The 18,070-nt window shown below is 71.5% G+C and carries 15 protein-coding genes; 6 read left to right on the forward strand and 9 right to left on the reverse strand.

What is annotated here, in order from left to right; all coding sequences use genetic code 11:
- Nucleotides 1-95: 95 nt before the first annotated feature.
- Nucleotides 96-587: an SRPBCC family protein gene (locus KK097_RS04790; protein WP_214543879.1), complete on the reverse strand. Its 492-nt coding sequence runs from the start codon at nucleotides 585-587 to the stop codon at nucleotides 96-98.
- Between the two features lie 95 nt (nucleotides 588-682).
- Between KK097_RS04790 and KK097_RS18585 the strand changes: the two genes are divergently transcribed.
- Nucleotides 683-3,277, forward strand: coding sequence for a LamG-like jellyroll fold domain-containing protein (locus tag KK097_RS18585; protein WP_214543880.1), 2,595 nt, complete (start codon nucleotides 683-685; stop codon nucleotides 3,275-3,277).
- Nucleotides 3,278-3,337: 60 nt separating this feature from the next.
- On the opposite strand, the gene KK097_RS04800 is transcribed toward KK097_RS18585, so the two are convergent.
- On the reverse strand, nucleotides 3,338-3,895 hold the full coding sequence (locus tag KK097_RS04800; protein ID WP_250892817.1) for an arsenate reductase/protein-tyrosine-phosphatase family protein: 558 nt from the start codon (nucleotides 3,893-3,895) through the stop codon (nucleotides 3,338-3,340).
- Nucleotides 3,896-3,897: 2 nt separating this feature from the next.
- On the reverse strand, nucleotides 3,898-5,244 hold the full coding sequence (locus KK097_RS04805; protein WP_214528864.1) for an adenylosuccinate synthase: 1,347 nt from the start codon (nucleotides 5,242-5,244) through the stop codon (nucleotides 3,898-3,900).
- 208 nt (nucleotides 5,245-5,452) lie between these two features.
- On the opposite strand from KK097_RS04805, the gene KK097_RS04810 reads away from it, so the two are divergent.
- Complete coding sequence (locus KK097_RS04810) at nucleotides 5,453-5,626, forward strand: antitoxin (RefSeq protein ID WP_214528863.1); 174 nt, start codon at nucleotides 5,453-5,455, stop codon at nucleotides 5,624-5,626.
- Between the two features lie 104 nt (nucleotides 5,627-5,730).
- Here the strand turns inward: KK097_RS04810 and KK097_RS04815 are convergent, their stop codons facing one another.
- Both KK097_RS04815 and KK097_RS04820 read right to left on the reverse strand, forming a co-directional pair.
- On the reverse strand, nucleotides 5,731-5,895 hold the full coding sequence (locus KK097_RS04815; RefSeq protein ID WP_155896763.1) for a hypothetical protein: 165 nt from the start codon (nucleotides 5,893-5,895) through the stop codon (nucleotides 5,731-5,733).
- A 177-nt stretch (nucleotides 5,896-6,072) separates the two neighbouring features.
- Entirely contained in the window at nucleotides 6,073-9,720 is a 3,648-nt protein-coding gene (locus tag KK097_RS04820; RefSeq protein ID WP_214543881.1) for a S8 family serine peptidase, read from the reverse strand.
- A 151-nt stretch (nucleotides 9,721-9,871) separates the two neighbouring features.
- Between KK097_RS04820 and KK097_RS04825 the strand changes: the two genes are divergently transcribed.
- Genes KK097_RS04825 through KK097_RS18590 form a run of 3 tightly spaced genes read left to right on the forward strand, consistent with a single transcriptional unit; the run spans nucleotide 9,872 to nucleotide 13,514 of the window.
- A complete protein-coding gene (locus KK097_RS04825) occupies nucleotides 9,872-10,537 on the forward strand; it encodes a TetR/AcrR family transcriptional regulator (protein ID WP_250892799.1) in 666 nt (221 codons plus the stop codon).
- Nucleotides 10,534-11,283: a hypothetical protein gene (locus KK097_RS04830; RefSeq protein WP_214543882.1), complete on the forward strand. Its 750-nt coding sequence runs from the start codon at nucleotides 10,534-10,536 to the stop codon at nucleotides 11,281-11,283. Before KK097_RS04825 ends, KK097_RS04830 begins: the two co-directional genes overlap by 4 nt.
- Complete coding sequence (locus tag KK097_RS18590; protein WP_214543883.1) at nucleotides 11,280-13,514, forward strand: YhgE/Pip family protein; 2,235 nt, start codon at nucleotides 11,280-11,282, stop codon at nucleotides 13,512-13,514. The genes KK097_RS04830 and KK097_RS18590 overlap by 4 nt, the downstream gene beginning before the upstream one ends.
- Nucleotides 13,515-13,588: 74 nt before the next feature.
- Here KK097_RS18590 and KK097_RS04840 read toward each other — a convergent pair whose 3' ends face one another.
- Both KK097_RS04840 and KK097_RS04845 read right to left on the reverse strand, forming a co-directional pair.
- A complete protein-coding gene (locus KK097_RS04840) occupies nucleotides 13,589-14,392 on the reverse strand; it encodes an NAD-dependent epimerase/dehydratase family protein (protein ID WP_214543884.1) in 804 nt (267 codons plus the stop codon).
- Nucleotides 14,393-14,402: 10 nt separating this feature from the next.
- Nucleotides 14,403-15,032, reverse strand: coding sequence for an endonuclease domain-containing protein (locus tag KK097_RS04845; RefSeq protein ID WP_214543885.1), 630 nt, complete (start codon nucleotides 15,030-15,032; stop codon nucleotides 14,403-14,405).
- 485 nt (nucleotides 15,033-15,517) lie between these two features.
- Here KK097_RS04845 and KK097_RS04850 point away from each other — a divergent pair, with 485 nt between their 5' ends.
- Nucleotides 15,518-16,507, forward strand: a complete 990-nt coding sequence (locus tag KK097_RS04850; RefSeq protein ID WP_214528856.1) for a LacI family DNA-binding transcriptional regulator — start codon at nucleotides 15,518-15,520, stop codon at nucleotides 16,505-16,507.
- Between the two features lie 94 nt (nucleotides 16,508-16,601).
- On the opposite strand, the gene KK097_RS04855 is transcribed toward KK097_RS04850, so the two are convergent.
- Both KK097_RS04855 and KK097_RS17915 read right to left on the reverse strand, forming a co-directional pair.
- The gene (locus KK097_RS04855) at nucleotides 16,602-17,249 is read right to left on the reverse strand and encodes a TrmH family RNA methyltransferase (RefSeq protein WP_214528855.1); all 648 of its coding nucleotides are present in this window, start codon (nucleotides 17,247-17,249) and stop codon (nucleotides 16,602-16,604) included.
- Nucleotides 17,250-17,279: 30 nt separating this feature from the next.
- Nucleotides 17,280-17,969: a TetR/AcrR family transcriptional regulator gene (locus KK097_RS17915; RefSeq protein ID WP_214543886.1), complete on the reverse strand. Its 690-nt coding sequence runs from the start codon at nucleotides 17,967-17,969 to the stop codon at nucleotides 17,280-17,282.
- Nucleotides 17,970-18,070: the final 101 nt, after the last annotated feature.

Here is an 18,070-nt window from a genome sequence, read left to right on the forward strand (position 1 = left end):
CGGAGGCGTCTCGAGCATTCGGCGGCGCCTCAGTACGACGACGGCGTCTTCCGAACCGACTCGGCCCGCACGACGCCGGCGTCTGGTGGGCCCGTTCAGGCGGCGCGCTGGGCGGCCACGTGGGCCAGGACGACCGGGTCCTCGCAGCCGCGGGCGAACCCGGCGATGCGGCGGTCGATGTCCCGCTGCAGCACCAGTGCGCCGATCCGCTCGGCGACCGGCGCGAGCCACTTCGGCCGGCACGTGAAGTTGTAGCGCCAGACGGCCAGGGTGTGCCCGGGCTGGCCGTCGGCCGCCGTGAAGCGCCAGCCGCCGCCCATCCGCTCGAAGAACCAGGAGCCCGTCGTCATCTTCATCCCGACGTTCGACGGCGGGTGGTACGAGACGTACTCGCTCTCCATCGCGAGCCCGAACCGCTGCACCGTGTACGTCCGGACGCCCTTCGCCGGCACGGTCGCACCGTCCATCAGGTGCTGGCGGCGGATGAAGGGGTCCCACCGCTTCCGGATCGTCCCCTGCGTCTGCGAGACGGCGAACGCCACGTCGGGCTCGACCGGGACGACGCAGCGGGACTCGACGACGGGCATACGCTCATCGTGGCAGGGGTGGTCGCCGCCTGCCGCTCACGCTGTGGTCACACTCAGGAAACCAGTGGGACAGACGTCGCCACCAGCATCGTCGCGTGACCCCACCCCGCTCCCGCCGCAGATCCCCCGCAGTGGCCGCCACCGCCCTCGCCCTCGCCGCCGCCGTCGGTGTCCCCCTCCTCGCCGCCGTTCCGGCACCGGCCGCCGCGGCCGCCGCCCCCGCCGCCGACCTCGCCTCCCGCTTCACCCTCGCGGTGCTGCCGGACACGCAGTTCTACTCGCGCTACTCGGCCTCACAGTTCGTCCCCCGCTACGGCGACGACCCGTTCCACGTGCAGACGCAGTGGCTCGCCGAGCACGCCGACGAGCTGCACATCCCCTTCACCACGCACGTCGGCGACGTCGTCGACCAGGTCGGACAGGCCGGCGAGTGGCAGGCAGCGGACCGGGCGATGTCGGTGCTCGACGACGCCGACCTGCCGTACAGCATCACGACGGGCAACCACGACGTCCGGAACTCCGCGGACACCGTGTTCGACACCTCGTACGACCTGGCCGCCGAGCCGTACCTGCGCACCTTCCCGGCGTCCCGCGCCACCGGCCAGCCGACCGTCGAGTCCGGCACCGACCGCACCGGGCTGAGCCAGTTCCACGTGTTCGAGGCCGAAGGGCAGCGGTTCCTCTCGCTCGCGCTGCCGTGGCGGGCCTCGGACGAGACCCTCGCCTGGGCGAACCAGGTCATCGCGGCCCACCCCACCCTGCCGACGATCCTCACCTCGCACGAGGTCATCAACATCGCCACCGACGGCCTCACCGCGGTCGACACGGCCTACGGCGAACGCCTGTGGAAGAACGTCATCGCCCCGAACGACCAGGTGTTCCTGACGCTCAACGGGCACTTCCACGGGTCCACGTGGAAGAGCCGCACGAACACCGCGGGCCACGCGGTCACCCAGGTCCTCATCGACCACCAGATGGACTACGAGGGCGGCAACGGCTACCTCGGCCTGATGGAGTTCGACCTGACGAACGGCACCCTCGCGATGCAGACCGCGTCGCCGTGGGTGACGTGGAAGCCGTCCGAGACCCTGACCTCCTACGACCAGCCGCTGCTCGACGCCGCCAACCAGCGCTACACGGTGCCGGTCGACTTCCGTACGCGCTTCTCCGGGTTCGCACCGGACTTCCGTGCCGGTTCCGCCGACGAGCAGCCGCTCATCGACCGCGCCCGCCAGATGCTGCTCGACGGGTTCGAGGGCGCTCCGCCCGTCACCACCGAGCTGCCCGGTGGCCGCGCCGACCACACCGAGGTCGACGGCACCCTGGCGTGGTGGCGCCCCGGTGCACAGGAGCCCGGCACCCTCGCCCCCGGTGCCACCGTGGACGACGTCGTCGGCGACGCCGACCTCACGCGCATGACCCACGCCGAGTCGGGCTCCCCGACCGCGCAGGACGCCGACGTGACGATCGTCGACGAGGCTCACCCGCTGTCGTCCGACGGCGCCGGGCTCTGCTTCGCGAACGCTGACAAGGCCGCGAAGCGCTTCAGCGCACTGACCTCGCCCGGTGACACCACCGTCGACCGTGCGACGTTCCCGGACGGCTACACGATCGAGACGTTCCTCGAGGTCGACCCGTCCTGGACCGACGGCGCGAACTCGTGGTCGAAGGCCATCGTCCGGAGCGGCAACCGCTCGCAGATCGGTGTCCCGCAGACCCGCTGGGACTGGACCGCGTCGCCGGTCGCCCTCGGGATCTCGAACCTCAAGGAGTTCCAGTGGACCGAGATCACCGCGGACGCCGCGAAGGGTGACCGCACCGCGTGGTCCGGTGAGATCATCCCCGGCCGCTGGCTGCACGTCGCCCTCGTGAACGACGCCGACGCCCGCACCACGACGATGTACATCGACGGTGCTCCGGTCCTCCGCAACGCCACCGACACCGGCGGGCAGACCGTGCAGGACGGCATGCCGTGGCTGTTCGGCAGCGACTGGGTCGACGACGCCGCCACGAACGGCTGGAACGGCTGCATCGGTGAGACCCGCGTGGTCGACCACCCGATCGGCGCCGAGTCCTGGCTGACGGCCCGCGCCGACCTCGACGCGCTCACCGTCGACGAGCCGGGCACCGAGGTCGTCCCGACCGCGATCTCCGGTGACGGACACCCCGGTGCCACCGTCACGCTCTCCGGCGCGGTCGACGGCCGCACCGAGGTCGCCTCCGACGGCAGCTGGACGGTCGAGCTGACCGGCGACGACACCCGACGGGTCGCCGCCGCCCGCGCGGTCGAGACCGGCGCGGCCGAGGCCGTCCAGTCGATCGGCACACGCAGCGGGACGCCCGTCGCGTTCGCGGTCGCGGTGCCCGCCGCGGCCGAGCCGGAGGAACCGGACGCTCCCACGCCCGGTACCCCTGGTGACGGCACGCCCGGTGCCGGTGACGGCGGCGCGGGAGACGGCGACGCCGTCGCTCCGGCGGTCCCCGTGGTCGTCCCAGGTGAGGACGGTGGCGCGGACGACCGTCCGGTCGCCGACGGCGAACTCGCCTACACCGGCGCACACGGCCTCGGACTCCTCGGCGTCACCGCGCTGCTGCTGCTCGTGACCGGCGCAGCGGTGCTGCTGCGGCGCCGCTTCGCCGGCCTGCCTCGCGTGACCGGCCCCGGAACGGACGCCGGCACCGGTCGCTAGGACGAGGACGGACGGGAGGCCCGGTGCCAGCTGGCACCGGGCCTCCTGACCGTCGAGGGATCAGACCACGGCGCGCAAGGCGTCCGCGATGCCCGTCAGGGCCACGTCGAGTTCGTCGGCGACGCGCTGGTGGGTCGCCGTCGAGCGGCGGTACGGGTCGTCCACGTCGTCGTCGGCCGGGTCGGCGGGCGGCGGGACGGTGCCGCGCAGCCGAGCGACGCGCTCCACGAGCTCCTGCGGCGACGTGACGTCGGCCAGGTCACCGGGCTCGAGGCCGGCGAGCACCCGCGCGAACTGCTTGATCGTGAACGTCCGCTTGGACGCCCGGGGCGCCAGGGAGACGGCGGCTGCACGGTGCGATCGCTCGGCGGTCAGCACCAGGTCGGCACGCTCGACGATGTCCGCCGTCAGGTACCGCGACCGGTGCGTCGTCGGGTCGCCCCCGAGCCGTACGGACTGTTCGGCCGCGGCGGCGTCCATCGGGGCGCCGTCGTCGGCGATGGTGCCGGCCGACTCGACGACGAACGCCGGGGCGTCCGGGCCGAGCCGCGCCGTCAGGACCTGCGCGCCGAGCGGGGACCGGCAGATGTTGCCGCTGCAGACGAACAGGATCCGCATCGTCACGCTGCGTCGGTGTGTGCGCCGGCTCGCTGGCCGGTGCGCTCGTCGGCACGTTCGTCGGCACCGAGCAGGTCGTGCCGCACGACGATGGCGTCACGGCCGGGGCCGACGCCGATCGCCGAGATCCGGGCACCGGACATCGCCTCGATCGCGAGGACGTAGTCCTGCGCGTTCTTCGGCAGGTCGTCGAAGGTGCGGGCGCCGGTGATGTCCTCGGTCCAGCCGGGGAACTCCTGGTACACGGGCTTCGCGTGGTGGAAGTCGGACTGGTTGACCGGGACCTCGTCGACGCGGACGCCGTCGACCTCGTACGCGACGCACACCGGGATCGTCTCGAGTCCGGTCAGCACGTCGAGCTTGGTGAGCACGAAGTCGGTCACGCCGTTGATCCGCGCGGTGTAGCGGGCGATCGGGGCGTCGTACCAACCACAGCGACGGGGGCGACCCGTGGTGGTGCCGAACTCGAAGCCGTTGGCGCGCAGGAACTCGCCCGATTCGTCGAACAGCTCGGTCGGGAACGGACCGGCGCCGACGCGGGTCGTGTACGCCTTGACGATGCCGATGATCCGCTCGAGCTTGCCCGGGCCGATGCCGGAACCGGTCGCGGCGCCACCGGCGGTCGCGGACGACGAGGTGACGAACGGGTAGGTGCCGTGGTCGACGTCGAGCATGGTGGCCTGACCGGCTTCGAACAGGACGGTCTCGCCGCGCTCCAGGGCGCGGTGGATCTCGAGGGCGGTGTCGGCGACCATCGGGCGCAGGCGCTCGGCGAAGGAGAGGAGCGACTCGACCACTTCTTCCGGGTCGATCGCACGGCGGTTGAAGACCTTGACCAGCAGGTGGTTCTTCTGGTCGAGCGCGGCCTCGACCTTCTGGCGCAGGATGTTCTCGTCGAAGATGTCCTGGATGCGGATGCCGACGCGGTTGATCTTGTCGGCGTAGGTCGGCCCGATGCCGCGACCGGTGGTGCCGATCTGGCGCTTGCCGAGGAACCGCTCGGTCACCTTGTCGACGGTGCGGTGGTAGTGCGTGATGACGTGGGCGTTCGCCGACACGAGGAGCTTCGAGACGTCCACACCGCGGGCGCGCAGGGCGTCGAGCTCCTGGAACAGCACCTCGAGGTCGACGACGACGCCGTTGCCGATGATCGGGGTCACGCCGGGCGTCAGGATGCCGGAGGGCAGCAGGTGCAGGGCGTACTTCTCGCCGCCGACGACGACGGTGTGTCCGGCGTTGTTGCCGCCGTTGAACTTCACGACGTAGTCGATGCGGGAGCCGAGGAGGTCGGTGGCCTTCCCCTTGCCCTCGTCGCCCCACTGGGCGCCGATGATGACTGCTGCGGGCATCTGGTTCTCCTCACGTTGGCGGAGGACCGCACACGGCCGTCCGGGCCGGTGGTCCACCCGAGTCTATCGGCTGGTCACCTCCGCGTCACCCGGCACGACAGCGGTGGACGGTCGGTCATCTGTCCACAACCTGCGCACCTGGGTGCCCGTCCGGATCGGTCGGAGCACGGTCGGACGCGTCCAGATCCACGACACGAAGGAGCACGACATGAGCGGCCTCGGAGACAAGGCGAAGGACTTCGCCGACAGCGACAAGGGCGAGAAGGCCACGGACGCCGGCCTCGACAAGGCGGGCGACGCCGCGGACAAGGCGACCGGCGGCGGGCACGGCGACCAGGTCGACAAGGCGCAGAACGCGGCGGACGGCAAGATCGGCAAGTGACGTCCGAGACGTCACGGACCGACGGACAGGAGGCGCGGTGCCAGCTGGCACCGCGCCTCCTGTCCGTCGGTCGGAACGTCACGAACCGCCCGACCGGCCCCGCGTCAGCTGCGGAAGAAGTCCTGGTACGACGGGTCACCGACGGGCTGGGAGTGCCCCGGCTCGGCCAGGCGCTGCTCGATCATGGCCTGGATGACGTCCGGCGGGGTGAGTCCACGACGGCGCCATTCGACCGGGTTGGACCGGAGCTGGTTCAGCGTGTTCTGCATGTGAGCAACACTGGCACCGCTTCACTAGTTTGTCTAACTACCTGTCCCGAACGCGCGTTCTCGTGGTGCGTGGGGTGCACGTCGCATGCGCTTCGCGAGCAGAAGAGGTCGGATCCCCACTCGGGACCCGACCTCTTCTGCTCACCATGTGACGCGCGAACCGCGCCGAGCGCCTGGCTAGCGGCGCGTGACCTTCGCGGTCGCCCCGGACTTGGCGGTGCCGTCCTCGTACCCGGAGGCGTGGGCCGTCACCCGCACGCTGATGCGGTGCCCGACGTCGGACGAGCCGAGCTTGTACTTCGTGCCCGTGGCGGACCCGACGGCCTTGCCGTCACGCAGCCACTGGTACTTGTACGTCGCCTTCGTCGTGCTCCAGGCGCCGTGCTTCGCGGCGAGGGTCGAGCCGACCTTCGCCGTCCCGCTCACGGTCACCTTGCTGCCCTCGGCCAGCGCCAGCGTCGGCGGGATCACGGTGATCGTCGACGTGTCGGCCTGCTTGCCCGCCGCGTTGTCGAGGTGGAGCAGCAGCACCGTCGCCTTGGTGACACCCGACGCACGGGTGACCGTGAGGGAGTCGGCGTCGGCGAACAGCACGCCGGTCGCACCGTCCTGCGAGAACGACAGCTTCGGCTTCGACGGGTCGAACGTGGCCGCCTTCGTCTCGTCCACGACCGAGGAACCGCTGGTGGCGGCACCCGGGGCGTAGGCCGACTCCGTCAGCACGGTGTAGTCGAACTTCTTCGACGAACCGATCGCCTTCGCAGCGACGGTCAGCACCTTCACGGAGCTGTCGAACGTGTTCACGTCCTGTCCGGGCGCACCGCCGTTGAGCGGCTGCGCGTCGACCGTCTTGCCCGTCGCCAGGTTGACCGTCGTGGCGAGCGTGGCGTCCACGGTCGCTGACTTCGCGTCGTACACCAGGTAGTCGGGCTCGCCGTCACGGTCCGTGTCGATGAGGACCTCGACGTTGGTCACGGCACCGGGGTTGGTGTCCGGACCAGCGGTCTGCACGCCGAACGCGAGGGTGCCCGAGGCCTTGTCGTACGACGCACCGTAGGAACGGACGTCGGCCGCCTGCAGCGAGCGCGTCGCCGAACCCTCGGGGAACGCCTCGGCCGGGTCGGTGCCGCCGAGCACGAACGGAGCGACGGCGGCGTGGTAGCCGGTCGTCAGTCCGCCCTGGTCGAGCGTGCGGCCCTTGAGCGTGAGCTCGGCCGACTTGCCCGGTCCCGTGAACGAGACCGTGGTCCGGGCACGCACCGCGCTGACGGGCTTCGGTGCCACGTAGACACCGAGACGCATCGGGTTGAGCGTGCTGTCGGTCGGCGCGAACGCCACGATGCCGGAGGCTGCTGCCACGAACTCGCGCTGGTAGCCCTGCTGGACGGCTTCCTGCGTGGGGTCGATGACCCGGCGGAGCTGCGTCGGGTCGGCGACCGAGAAGGTCAGCGTGACCGACGCGGTGCCGTTGGCGGGCACCGTGACCTGCTTCGAGCTGAGCGCGAACGTCACGCCCGGCTGCGTCACCTGCGGCTGGTACGACACGTCGTACGTGTGCGCCGTGCTGTCGGTGTTGTCGATCCGCAGGGTCCGGGTCTCGCTCGTCGCGCCGGCGACCTCGACGACACCGAACGACGCGGTGACGAGCTGGTCGTTGTCGGCGCTGCGGACCGTGGTGCCGGCGGTGACCGCCTGCAGCGCGTCCACACGACCGGTGCCCTGGCGGAGCAGGGTCGCCGAACGGTCGCCGTCCTTCACGTCGTGGGTCGCCGTGTTCATCAGCGCCGCCTTGACCTGCGGGGCGGACCACGTCGGGTGCGACTGGAACGTCAGCGCTGCGATGCCCGCGACGTCCGGCGTGGCCATCGAGGTGCCGCTCATCGACATGCGACCGTCACCGGTGCCGTTGGCCGCGGAGATCACGTTGACCCCGGGGCCGGCGATGTCCGGCTTGACGATGTCGTCGAACGACCCGTGCACGCCACGGCTGGTGAACGACGCGAGCGTGTTCACGGCGTCCGCCTCGGTGGCGACCTCGAAGCCCGTGAGCTCGTCCGCGAAGCGCACGTGCAGCGTCCCCGCCGTGGCGGTGGCCTGGAGGCTCGCCACGCTCTTCGCGGTCAGCTCGGCACCCGGGATGGTCGCGTTGCCACCGACGCCCGATTCGAAGGTGTCGAGCGTCCCCGCGAGGAGCACGCCGACGCCGCCGGCGGCCTCGACGTTGTTGAAGCGCACGCCGGAACCGCACTCGAGCGCGGCGTCCGTCCACTTCAGCCAGACGACCTTGCCCGCGATCTTCGCGGCGTCGGCGGCGCTGAACGCCGCACAGCCGTCGATGTTCGCGGTCGGGACGACGACGTCACCCTCGACCGGCAGCGTGCCCTGGAAGTTCTGCGAGTACTGCGAGCGGTAGGTCTTCGCGACGTCGGCCGGGGCCGTGACCTCGACACCGTCGTACAGCGACTGGCCGGTGGCGCTCGCGGCGACCGTGAGCGCACCCTCGGCGTTGCCCGGCGATCCACCGATGTCGGTGAAGTCGTCGGCGTTGCCCGAGGCGATCACGGGGAGCACGCCGCGAGCGGTCAGTGCGTCGATCTTGGCGTTGTCGGGGTCGTCCGGCGCGCCGTAGTCGGAGCCGAGCGACAGGTTCAGGACGTTGATGTCCTTGCCCTCGGTGAGCGCCTGGCCGACCCAGTCGAGCGCGGCACCGGTGACGTCGGTCGAGCCGCCGTTGTCACCGAAGACCTTCAGGGCGTACAGGCCGGCTTCGGGCGCGGTGCCCGGACCGATCCACATGTCCTGCACCTGCTGCGTGGTGAGCTTGGTGTAGTCGCCGTCGAACTGCTGCTTGTCGGCGGTCAGGCCGTAGCCGGCGATCGAGCCGGACACGTGCGTGCCGTGGTCGCCGCCCTTGCCGTCGATCGGGTTGTCGTCGGGAGCCGGCACCGGGTCGTAGGTGTTCGGGTCCGTCGGGTCGGCGTTGTAGGTCGCACCGGCGAAGTCGTACCCGCCGAGGAACTTCGACGCGTCGTACAGGCTGGGATCCGGAGCGCCACCGCTCGCGTCCGCCAGGGCCTGCTGGTACGCCTCGGTGGTGCCGGGGCCGCCGAAGTCGGCCTGCGTGTAGTCGAGACCGGTGTCGAGGACGGCGACGTTGACGTCCTTGCCGGTGTGCCCGGTCTGCTGCCAGGCGTTGAGCGAGCGCGTGTAGATGTCACTCGCCGAGTTCTTCGGCGAGACGCCGTCGACGCCAGGCTCGACGAGGCTCGGGTCGACGCCCGAGGGGGCGGCGTCCGCGTTCTCGTTGACGGTCGGCTCGACGATCTTCTTCGGCGTGAGCGGGATGATGCTCTCGACGTCGGAGCGCTCCGCGATCTGCCGGAACGCGTCCACGTCCGCGACGACCGCGACGCCGGGGACGGTGTACTCGGTCGAGTAGAGCTCGGTCGCGTCGGCGTCGGCACGCTTGACCGCCGACCGCACCGCAGCGACGGTGGACTGGATCGCCTCGACGCGGTTCTTCGCGGCGGAGGACTGGGTGCGCGACTGCGTCAGGTCGCCACCCTTGGCCTTGGCGTCCACTTCGAGGGCGCCCTGGCCGGTCGTGCGGACGAACGCCGCGACGGTCTTCGTCGGCTTGGCGTCACGGAGCGGGGCGGAGAGCTTGAGGTCGGCCACCGAGATCCCGGCCGGGGCTGCGGAGGCCGCGCCCCCGACTGCGAGACCGCCACACGCGAGGGCCGCGGCGGCGATGCCGGCGGTCAGGACGCGGGTGAAGCGATGGGGGGTGGGTTTCGGGTCGGTGTTCGGTGTTGCACGGTTCAAAGAGGACACTCCTGGCTCAGTCCGTGGTTCGCATGAGATTCCTGTGAAGCTATGCGTTCGTTCTCAGGCGGGACAGTCCGCACTTCGGGGGACACCCCTCGTCCGGGGGTCGCTTCCTGTTAAGTTGCACACCTGTGTGCACGTTATTACGATGGGCAGCGTGACCACCACCGAGCAGCCCTCCCGCGCGCCCCGCCGCGACGCCACGGAGAACCGGGCAGCACTCCTCGACGCGGCGAAGACCTGCCTGCAACAGGACCCGGACGCCTCGATCGAGACGATCGCCGCCTCGGCAGGACTCTCCCGCCGTGCGGTCTACGGACACTTCCCCTCGCGCGACGACCTGGTGCGTGAGGTCGTGACCGCCGGGGCCGCCCGGATCGCCGCCGCGATGCCGACCACCTCGGACCTGCAGGAGCTCCCGCCGGCCGCACGCCTCGCCGCCATCGCGGTGACGCTCTGGACCGAGGTGTCGCACGTCCGCTCGATGGCCCGGGTCGCCGTGCGAAGCCCGTTCGCCGAACCCGTCGCCGAGGTGTTCGCGCCGTTGCGCGCGCAGGTCCGCCAGGCGTGCGCGCTCGGGATCGCCGAGGGTGCCATGCGGGACGACGTCGACCCCGGAACCCTCGGCCGACTGGTCGAGGGCGCGTGCATCGCCGTCCTCGACGAGGCCACCCGTTCCGGCACGAGCGACGAGGACGGGCGGCGCATGGTGGTGGTGTCGGCGCTCGGCATGGCCGGCATCGACTGGCGCACCGCGCTGCTGTCCGAACCCGCTGCTCCCGCTTCCGCTCCAGCCCCGAAGGACCACGCATGACGCTCGAACTCGACCACGTCGGCATCGGCGAGGAGCCCGGCGCACCCCTGCCCGTCGTCTCCGCCGTCGCCGCACCCGGACGCCCGGGTGTCATCGCCGTCGAGACCGAGCAGGCCCCCGTGCTCGCCTCGCTCGTCGCCGGAGGCCGCATGCAGCCCGACACCGGCCGCCTGCTCCTCGACGGCCACGAGGACGCAGCCGCCGTGCGCCGCTCCTTCGCCCTCGTCGACACCCCGGGGGTCGCCGAGCCCTTCCCGGTCATGAGCCTCAAGCAGATCGTGCGCGAGGAGCTCGCGTTCGCCGGGCAGCGGCCGAACCGCGAGCACGTCGACACCGTGCTCGACGAACTCGGGCTGCGCGAGTACGGCGACACCCACGTCCAGCGGGTTCCGACGGCCGTGCGCGTCCGACTGCTCGTCGAGCTCGCCCTGCTCCGCGACGGTGTGACCGGCATCGTGGTCACCTCGCCCGAGCGGCACGGCGGCGCCGTCGAGGACTGGTTCCAGGTGGTCCGCGACGTCGCACGGCGCGGCGTGACCGTGGTCCTCGTGACCTCGAAGGCCGCCGCCACGACCGTCGAGCACCTGCTCGACACGATCGACACGCACGACATCGCGACGCTCGCGACGCCCCAGACCGAGAACCCCGAGGACGTGGCCCGAACCGACGGAACCGAGCCGGGCCTCCCGACCGCTCCCCCCGTCACCCAAGCATCCGCAACCGTCCCGACGGAGGCACAGAAGTGACCACCACCTCGCTCGTCCGCGCAGAACTCGCGCGGCTCACCGCGACCCCGCTCGCACGCCTGGCGTTCATCGCGCTGATGATCGTGCCGCTGCTGTACGGCGGCGCCTACCTGTGGGCGAACCGCGACCCGTACGCGAAGCTCGACCAGATCCCCGCCGCGATCGTGAACCTCGACGCCGGCGCCACCCTGGACGGCGACCACGTCGACTACGGCGAGGACGTCACGAAGGAGGCCATCGACGGCGCCGACTTCAAGTGGACGACGACGAGCGCCGCCGACGCCCGCTCCGGCGTCCGGAACGGCACCTACGACTTCGTCGTCACCATCCCGCACGACTTCTCCGAGCACCTGGTGTCCGCGCAGTCCGACGACCCGACGCAGGCGAAGCTCGTCATGACGACGGCCGACACGAACTCGTACCTGGCCTCCACCATCGCCGAACAGGCGGGCAAGACCATGCGCACCGCCGTCGCCGAGCGCGTCGGCAAGCAGGCGGCGAAGACCCTGCTCGTCGGGCTCGCCGATGTGCGGGACAGCCTCGGCGACGCCGTCGACGGGGCCGATGAACTCGCATCCGGGACCAAGAAGGCGGACCGGGGTGCGCACACGCTGGCGGACGGTACCGGCAAGCTGTCCTCCGGGGCAGCGGAGCTCGCGTCCGGCACGGCGTCGCTGCCGTCGCAGACCCAGCAGCTGGACAGCGGGGCACAGCAGGTGGCGTCGGGGGCGTCGACCCTGGCGTCCGGGCTGGCGAGTGCGCAGCAGCAGACGGCGGCGCTGCCGTCGCAGACGCAGCAGTTGAACGCGGGGGCGCAGCAGCTCCAGACCGGGCTGCACCAGCTCCGTGACCAGACGGCTTCGCTTCCCTCCGACTCTGCGCGCCTGTCCAGTGGTGCGTCGCAGGTCGCCACCGGGAACGCCGAGCTCGCCGACAAGGCCGAACCGTTCATCGCGGGCGTCCAGCAGCTCTCTGCGCAGTCGCCGGAACTCGTCGCGTCGCTGAAGCCCGTCGTCCAAGCTTCCACGGTGCTCACCGCGGAACAGAAGACCCGGCTGCTCGCCGGGCTCGACAACCTGCAGGCCGGCAGCACCAAGCTCGGTACCGGTGCCGGAGACCTGTCCGGCAACCTGCAGAAGCTCAAGACCGGCAGCGCGCAGGTGTCCGCGGGCGCCTCCCAGCTCGCCGAGCAGGCCCCGGCGCTGACGAGCGGCATCCAGCAGCTCTCCGACGGCTCGGACACGCTCGCCGCCGGCACCGGCAAGCTCGCCGCGAAGGCTCCGGAACTGTCCTCCGGCATCGCGGACGCGGCCACGGGCGCCTCGACGCTCTCGTCGGGTGCTTCTCAGGTCGCCGACGGCACGTCGAAGCTGGCGTCGGCGGCTCCGACCCTGTCGTCCGGTGCTGCTTCGCTCGCGTCGGGCGCAGCATCCGCGGACGAGGGCGCATCGTCGCTCGCCGCCGGGCTCGACAAGCTCACGACCGGCTCGTCGAAGCTCGCGTCGTCGCTCGACGAGGGCCGCACGAAGATCCCCGCGTCGGACGCCTCCGAGCGTGAGTCGCAGGCCTCGGTCATCTCCGACCCGGTCAAGGTCGGGGACGACAACGTCGCCGCCGCGTCGAACTACGGAGCCGGCCTCGCACCGTTCTTCATCTCACTCGCGGCCTGGATCGGCATGTACGCGCTGTTCCTCATCCTCAAGCCGATCTCGAAGCGGGCCATCACGGCGGTGCGGAAGCCCCTCGCCGTGGTGTTCGGCGGCTGGCTGACCCCGGCGCTCCTCGGCCTGGTGCAGATGGTGGCGCTGTTCTTCATCGTGCGCTTCGCCCTCGACCTCAACGTGGTGCACGTCGGCGGCACGATCGGGATCATGGTGCTGGCCTCGGCGACCTTCGCGGCGATCATCATGGCGCTCAACGTGCTGCTCGGATCGGTCGGGCAGTTCCTCGGCCTGGTGCTCATGCTCGTGCAGCTCGTCACCGCCGGAGGCACGTTCCCGTGGCAGACGCTGCCGGGGCCGTTGGCGGCGCTGCACTTCGCGCTGCCGATGACGTACTCGGTCGACGCGATCCGGCAGACGATGTACGGCGGGAACCTCGGCGCCGCGTGGTCCGACGCGGGCGTGCTGCTCTGCTGGCTGCTCGGGGCGCTCCTGGTGTCCTTCGTGGTCACGGCGCGGCAGACCCGCTCCCGCACGCTGCGCGACCTGCGCCCGAGCCTGATCGGGTAGCGGGGCGCGCGCGGCGCGGCACGCTTCGTGAGCAGAAATGGTCGGGTGACGTCAGGTCACCCGACCATTTCTGCTCACGAAGCGCGTTCGCCGAGCGGCTGGTGCACCATCCCGCCGCCGAGGGTGCGCAGGTCGTCGGTCGGCAGGGCCGCACGGGCGTCCGCATCGAGCACGGCGGACGCGTCGTCGACAGGGTGGAACCCGATGCGCTCCCCGGCGGACAGGTCAGCCGGCGACCCGGTGTTCCGCGACAGGGCCCAGACCACGTGGTGCCCGGGGTCGCGGAGTGCCACGGTGGCGAGCACCAGGCGTGTCAGGTCATCGGGCGAGGTCCACATGAGCAGCCCCCGGGTCGTCGGCGGCAGCGCACCGAACGCACCGATCCGCGCGGACACGATCGACATCTCGTACCGGTCGGCGAACAGGTTGCCGAGCAGTTCCATCGCGGCCTTCGTCACGCCGTAGTACGTGTCCGGACGGGGCAGCCGGTCGCCGGGAACGCTCCCCGGCTGGTCGAGGGGTTCGGGCACCATCCCCACCGCGTGGATCGAGCTGGCCTGCACCACCCGGAGCACCCCGGTGGCGGCCGCCCGTTCGAGCACGTTCTTCGTGCCGGTCAGGTTCGCCGCAATCAGGTCGTCCCAACCGGCCTCGGTCGGGATGCCCGCCAGGTGGACCACGGTGTCGACCCCGGCGAGCGCGTCGTCCAGCACCGCGGGGTCGTTCACCGATCCGGGCACGAACCGTTCCCCGGCGACGATCGGATCGTGGGGCCGCTGTTCGTCGAGCAGCACGAGGTCGTGTCCCGCGGACCGCAGTCGAGGACGCAGGGCGCTCCCGATCCGGCCCGCGGCTCCGGTGATGAGCAGCGTCGCCATGCCGCGGACGCTACCCCCGGCGCGCGAGCAGCGACCTCAGCTGTGCGACCGCGCCGAACGCCGGGGTGTCGAGGTCGGACTTCGTCCACCGGACGACCGCCCAGCCGAGTCGTTCCATCTCACGGTAGCGGCGGAGGTCACGGCTCCACTGCTCGGCGTCGGTCCGGTGGTGGTCGCCCTCGTACTCGATGACGATGTGATGCTCCGGGTAGGCCAGGTCGACCCGGCCGACGAACCGACCGGCTTCGTCCAGCACGTGGACCTGCAGCTCGGGCTCGGGCAGCCCCGCGCGGACGATCGCCAGCCGCGCTCTGGTCTCCTGCGGCGACCCGGCACCCACCCGCACGAGCTCGAGCGCCACACGCAGTCGTCGGACACCCGATCGCGCTCCGGCCAGGGCGACGGCGGCAGCGAGGTCCTCGATCGTCGTCCCGCACCGCCGTTCCGTGACGATGGCGTCCCCGAGCACGACGAGCTGGTCGACCGAGAGCATCGCACCGCAGTCCACCCACAGCGCCGCGGGCGTGCTCGTCGGCATCCCCCACCGCTCCGTCACCCGGGCACGGTCCGGTGTGATGCGGTGCCCGACGACCCCGTGGCGGCGCGGTTGCGCGATCGGCACGGGACTCGTGACGTGCACGGGGCCGTCGTCGGCGACCGGGACCGGGAGCTGCCAGAGGACCGCAGCCGAGACGTGACTGATGAACTGCCCGGGAACCAGAACCGGCCGGAACGCCCGGATCCGATGGGCCGGGTCGGGCGGACGGTCACGTGCCCACCGGATGGACCGGGTCGGCCGGATCAGGTCACGCCGTCGGAGTCGTTGTCGGGAGACGCCCGCGCGGTCGGCGGCACCGACGTCGAACGCGCGCCCGCGCAGCGGTGTCGGAAGTGGTCGCGCTCGCATGACCACCACGTTCGCGCCCCGCGCCCACTACCCGTGCGCCGAACGCGACTTCTGTGCACAACGCACCCCGGGCCTCCCGTGTGGAGGACCAGCCACGCGTCGATCGTGAGCAGAAATGGTCGGGTCGCCGCCCCGCACCCGACCATTTCTGCTCAAGAAGCGAACCGGCCCGCGCCCGCTACGATCGACGGACGAGCCAACGGAGGTCGAAGCGCATCATGGGAGACGGCAAGCCCGCGACCATCTACGACGTCGCCGCACGCGCCGGGGTCTCGAAGTCCCTCGTCTCCCTCGTGCTGCAGCGCTCCCCCCGGGTCAGCGACCAGCGCCGGGCCGCCGTGCTCAAGGCGATCCAGGAGCTCGACTACCGCCCCTCCACTGCTGCCGTGTCCCTCGCGGGCACCCGCAGCCGCACCATCGGCGTGGTGCTCGACGACTTCCGCAACCAGTGGTTCGTGGACCTGCTCACCGGCCTGCGCGAGAGCCTGCAGGACCAGGGGCACCGGCTCGTGGTCGCCGACCGGTTCCTCAACACGGGGCTCGATGCCTCTCCGGTCGAGGGCTTCCTCTCCATGCGCGTCGAGGGCATCGTCATCGCCGGTGAGCCCACCACCGACCTCGCGATCCCGGCCTCGATGCCGCTCGTCATCGCGGGCGGCCGCGTCGCGATCCCCCGCGCCGACACCGTGGCGAACGACGACCACGCCGGTGGCGGCATCGCGGCGCAGCACCTGCTCGACCTCGGCCACACCCGCCTCGGGTTCGTCGGTGCGAGCTCGGCGGCCTCGGCCGAACGCCAGGCGGGGTTCGAGCAGTCCGCTGTGCCAGGCGCGTCCGTCGTCACGACGGTGCTGCCGGGCGAACCCACCGAAGAGGCCGGTTCCCGCGCCCTGGGCATCCTGCTCGACGAGCACCCGGACGTCACGGCCGTCTTCGCCGCGAACGACGTGATGGCCCTCGGTGCCCTGTCCGAGCTCGCCGAACGCGGGTTGCGCGTCCCCGAGGACGTCTCCGTCATCGGCTACGACGACACCCCCGTCGCCGCGATGCGGTACGTCGGCCTGACGAGCATCGACGACCGCAGTGTCGAGATCGGCCGCGGCGCCGGCGAGCGCCTGCTGGCCCGCATCGCCGATCCGCGGATCGCCGCCACGGAACTCCTCGTCGAACCCCGCCTGGTCGCGCGCCGCACCACCGCCGCGCGCTGACGGCACCCCGGCCGGGAGGCCCGGCCCGCCTCCGCCCCGCCCGCTTCGTGAGCAGAAATGGTCGGGTTCAGGGCCCGTACCCGCCCATTTCTGCTCACGAAGTCGCGTCAGGCAACTCCGCGTGCTGGACGACCCAGCTGTGCATGACGATCGCCGCAGCGGCCGACGCGTTGATGCTCCGGGTCGACCCGAACTGGGTGATCTCGAGGTGCGCGTCCGCTCCGGCCACCGCCTGCTCGGTGAGGCCGGGGCCCTCCTGCCCGAACAGGAACACGCAGCGCTCCGGGATCGTCGCGGTCTCGATGCGCTCGGCACCGGGGGTGTTGTCGATCGCCACGACGGGACGCTGTTCCTCGGCCATCGCGGCGAGGAACGCCTCGACGTCGGGGTGGTACCGGACGTGCTGGTACCGGTCGGTGACCATCGCCCCGCGCTTGTTCCACCGCCGTCGCCCGATGATGTGCACCGTGCCGGCCAGGAACGCGTTGGCGCTCCGCACGATCGAGCCGATGTTCAGGTCGTGCTGCCAGTTCTCGATCGCCACGTCGAACGCGTGCCGGCGGGTGTCGAGCTCGGCGACGATCGCGTCCATCGACCAGTACCGGTAGCGGTCGAGCACGTTCCGGGAGTCCCCCGCTGCCAGCAGCTCCGGGTCGAGCCTCGGGTCGTCGGGCCAGGGTTCCGGGTGCGGCCCCACCCCGTTGGTCGTCAGCTCGTGCGACGGTTCGGGCGCAGTGGTCACCCGACCAGCGTAGGGCCGCGCGCGGCCTCGTCAGGCGGTGCGAGCGATGCGGGCCTCGATGCCGGCGATCAGGATGTCGAGGCCGAGCGCGAACCGGTCGTCGTAGGAGTGCTCGCCGAGGATCTCGCCCACCAGCCGGTGCCGTTCCGGGCGTCCGGCCTCGGAGTCCCCGCGTCCGACCTGCACCCCGGCGTGCCCGACCACGAAGTCGTAGACGACGAAGAAGGTGTACATCGCCTCGGCCGGCGGCAGACCCGCGTCCTGCAAGGCCCCGACGACCTTCGCCACGACGGCGTCGGACTCGGTCGACGCGAGCGGCGCACGCTGGCTGTGCGACTCGAGCACGAGGGGGTGCGTGCGCATCAGGTCGCGGAACGTCGTGGCGAAGGTGCGGACGACGGCGTGCCACTCGTCCGGCCAGACGAACGTCGCGGTGAACTCGTCGACGGTGCGGCGGACGAGTTCGGCGTGCAGGTCGTCCAGGCCGCCGATGGTCCGGTGCACGGTCATCGGGGCGACGCCGAGCCGCACGCCCAGTGCCCGGAAGGACAGGCGGTCGAGGCCGTCCTCGTTCGCGATGGTCGTGGCGGCGTCGATCACCTGCTCACGGGACAACACGTTCGGGCGGCCTCGGCGTCGTCGCGGCGTCACCTCGAGCTCCGTCTCCGACACCGGGGTGGGTCGGGGCGCGGTGGACGGGGTTCCGGGTTCGACGAGCACGAGGGGGCCTCCTTGATTCGGTACGTGTCCCGAAAAGCGTAGGGCAAAAGCCGACCGCGGTTCGGTGTCTCGACCATCTCGGGTCTCAGAGCAGCGCGCAA

Source organism: Curtobacterium flaccumfaciens (assembly GCF_018598405.1).
Taxonomy (GTDB): domain Bacteria; phylum Actinomycetota; class Actinomycetes; order Actinomycetales; family Microbacteriaceae; genus Curtobacterium; species Curtobacterium aurantiacum.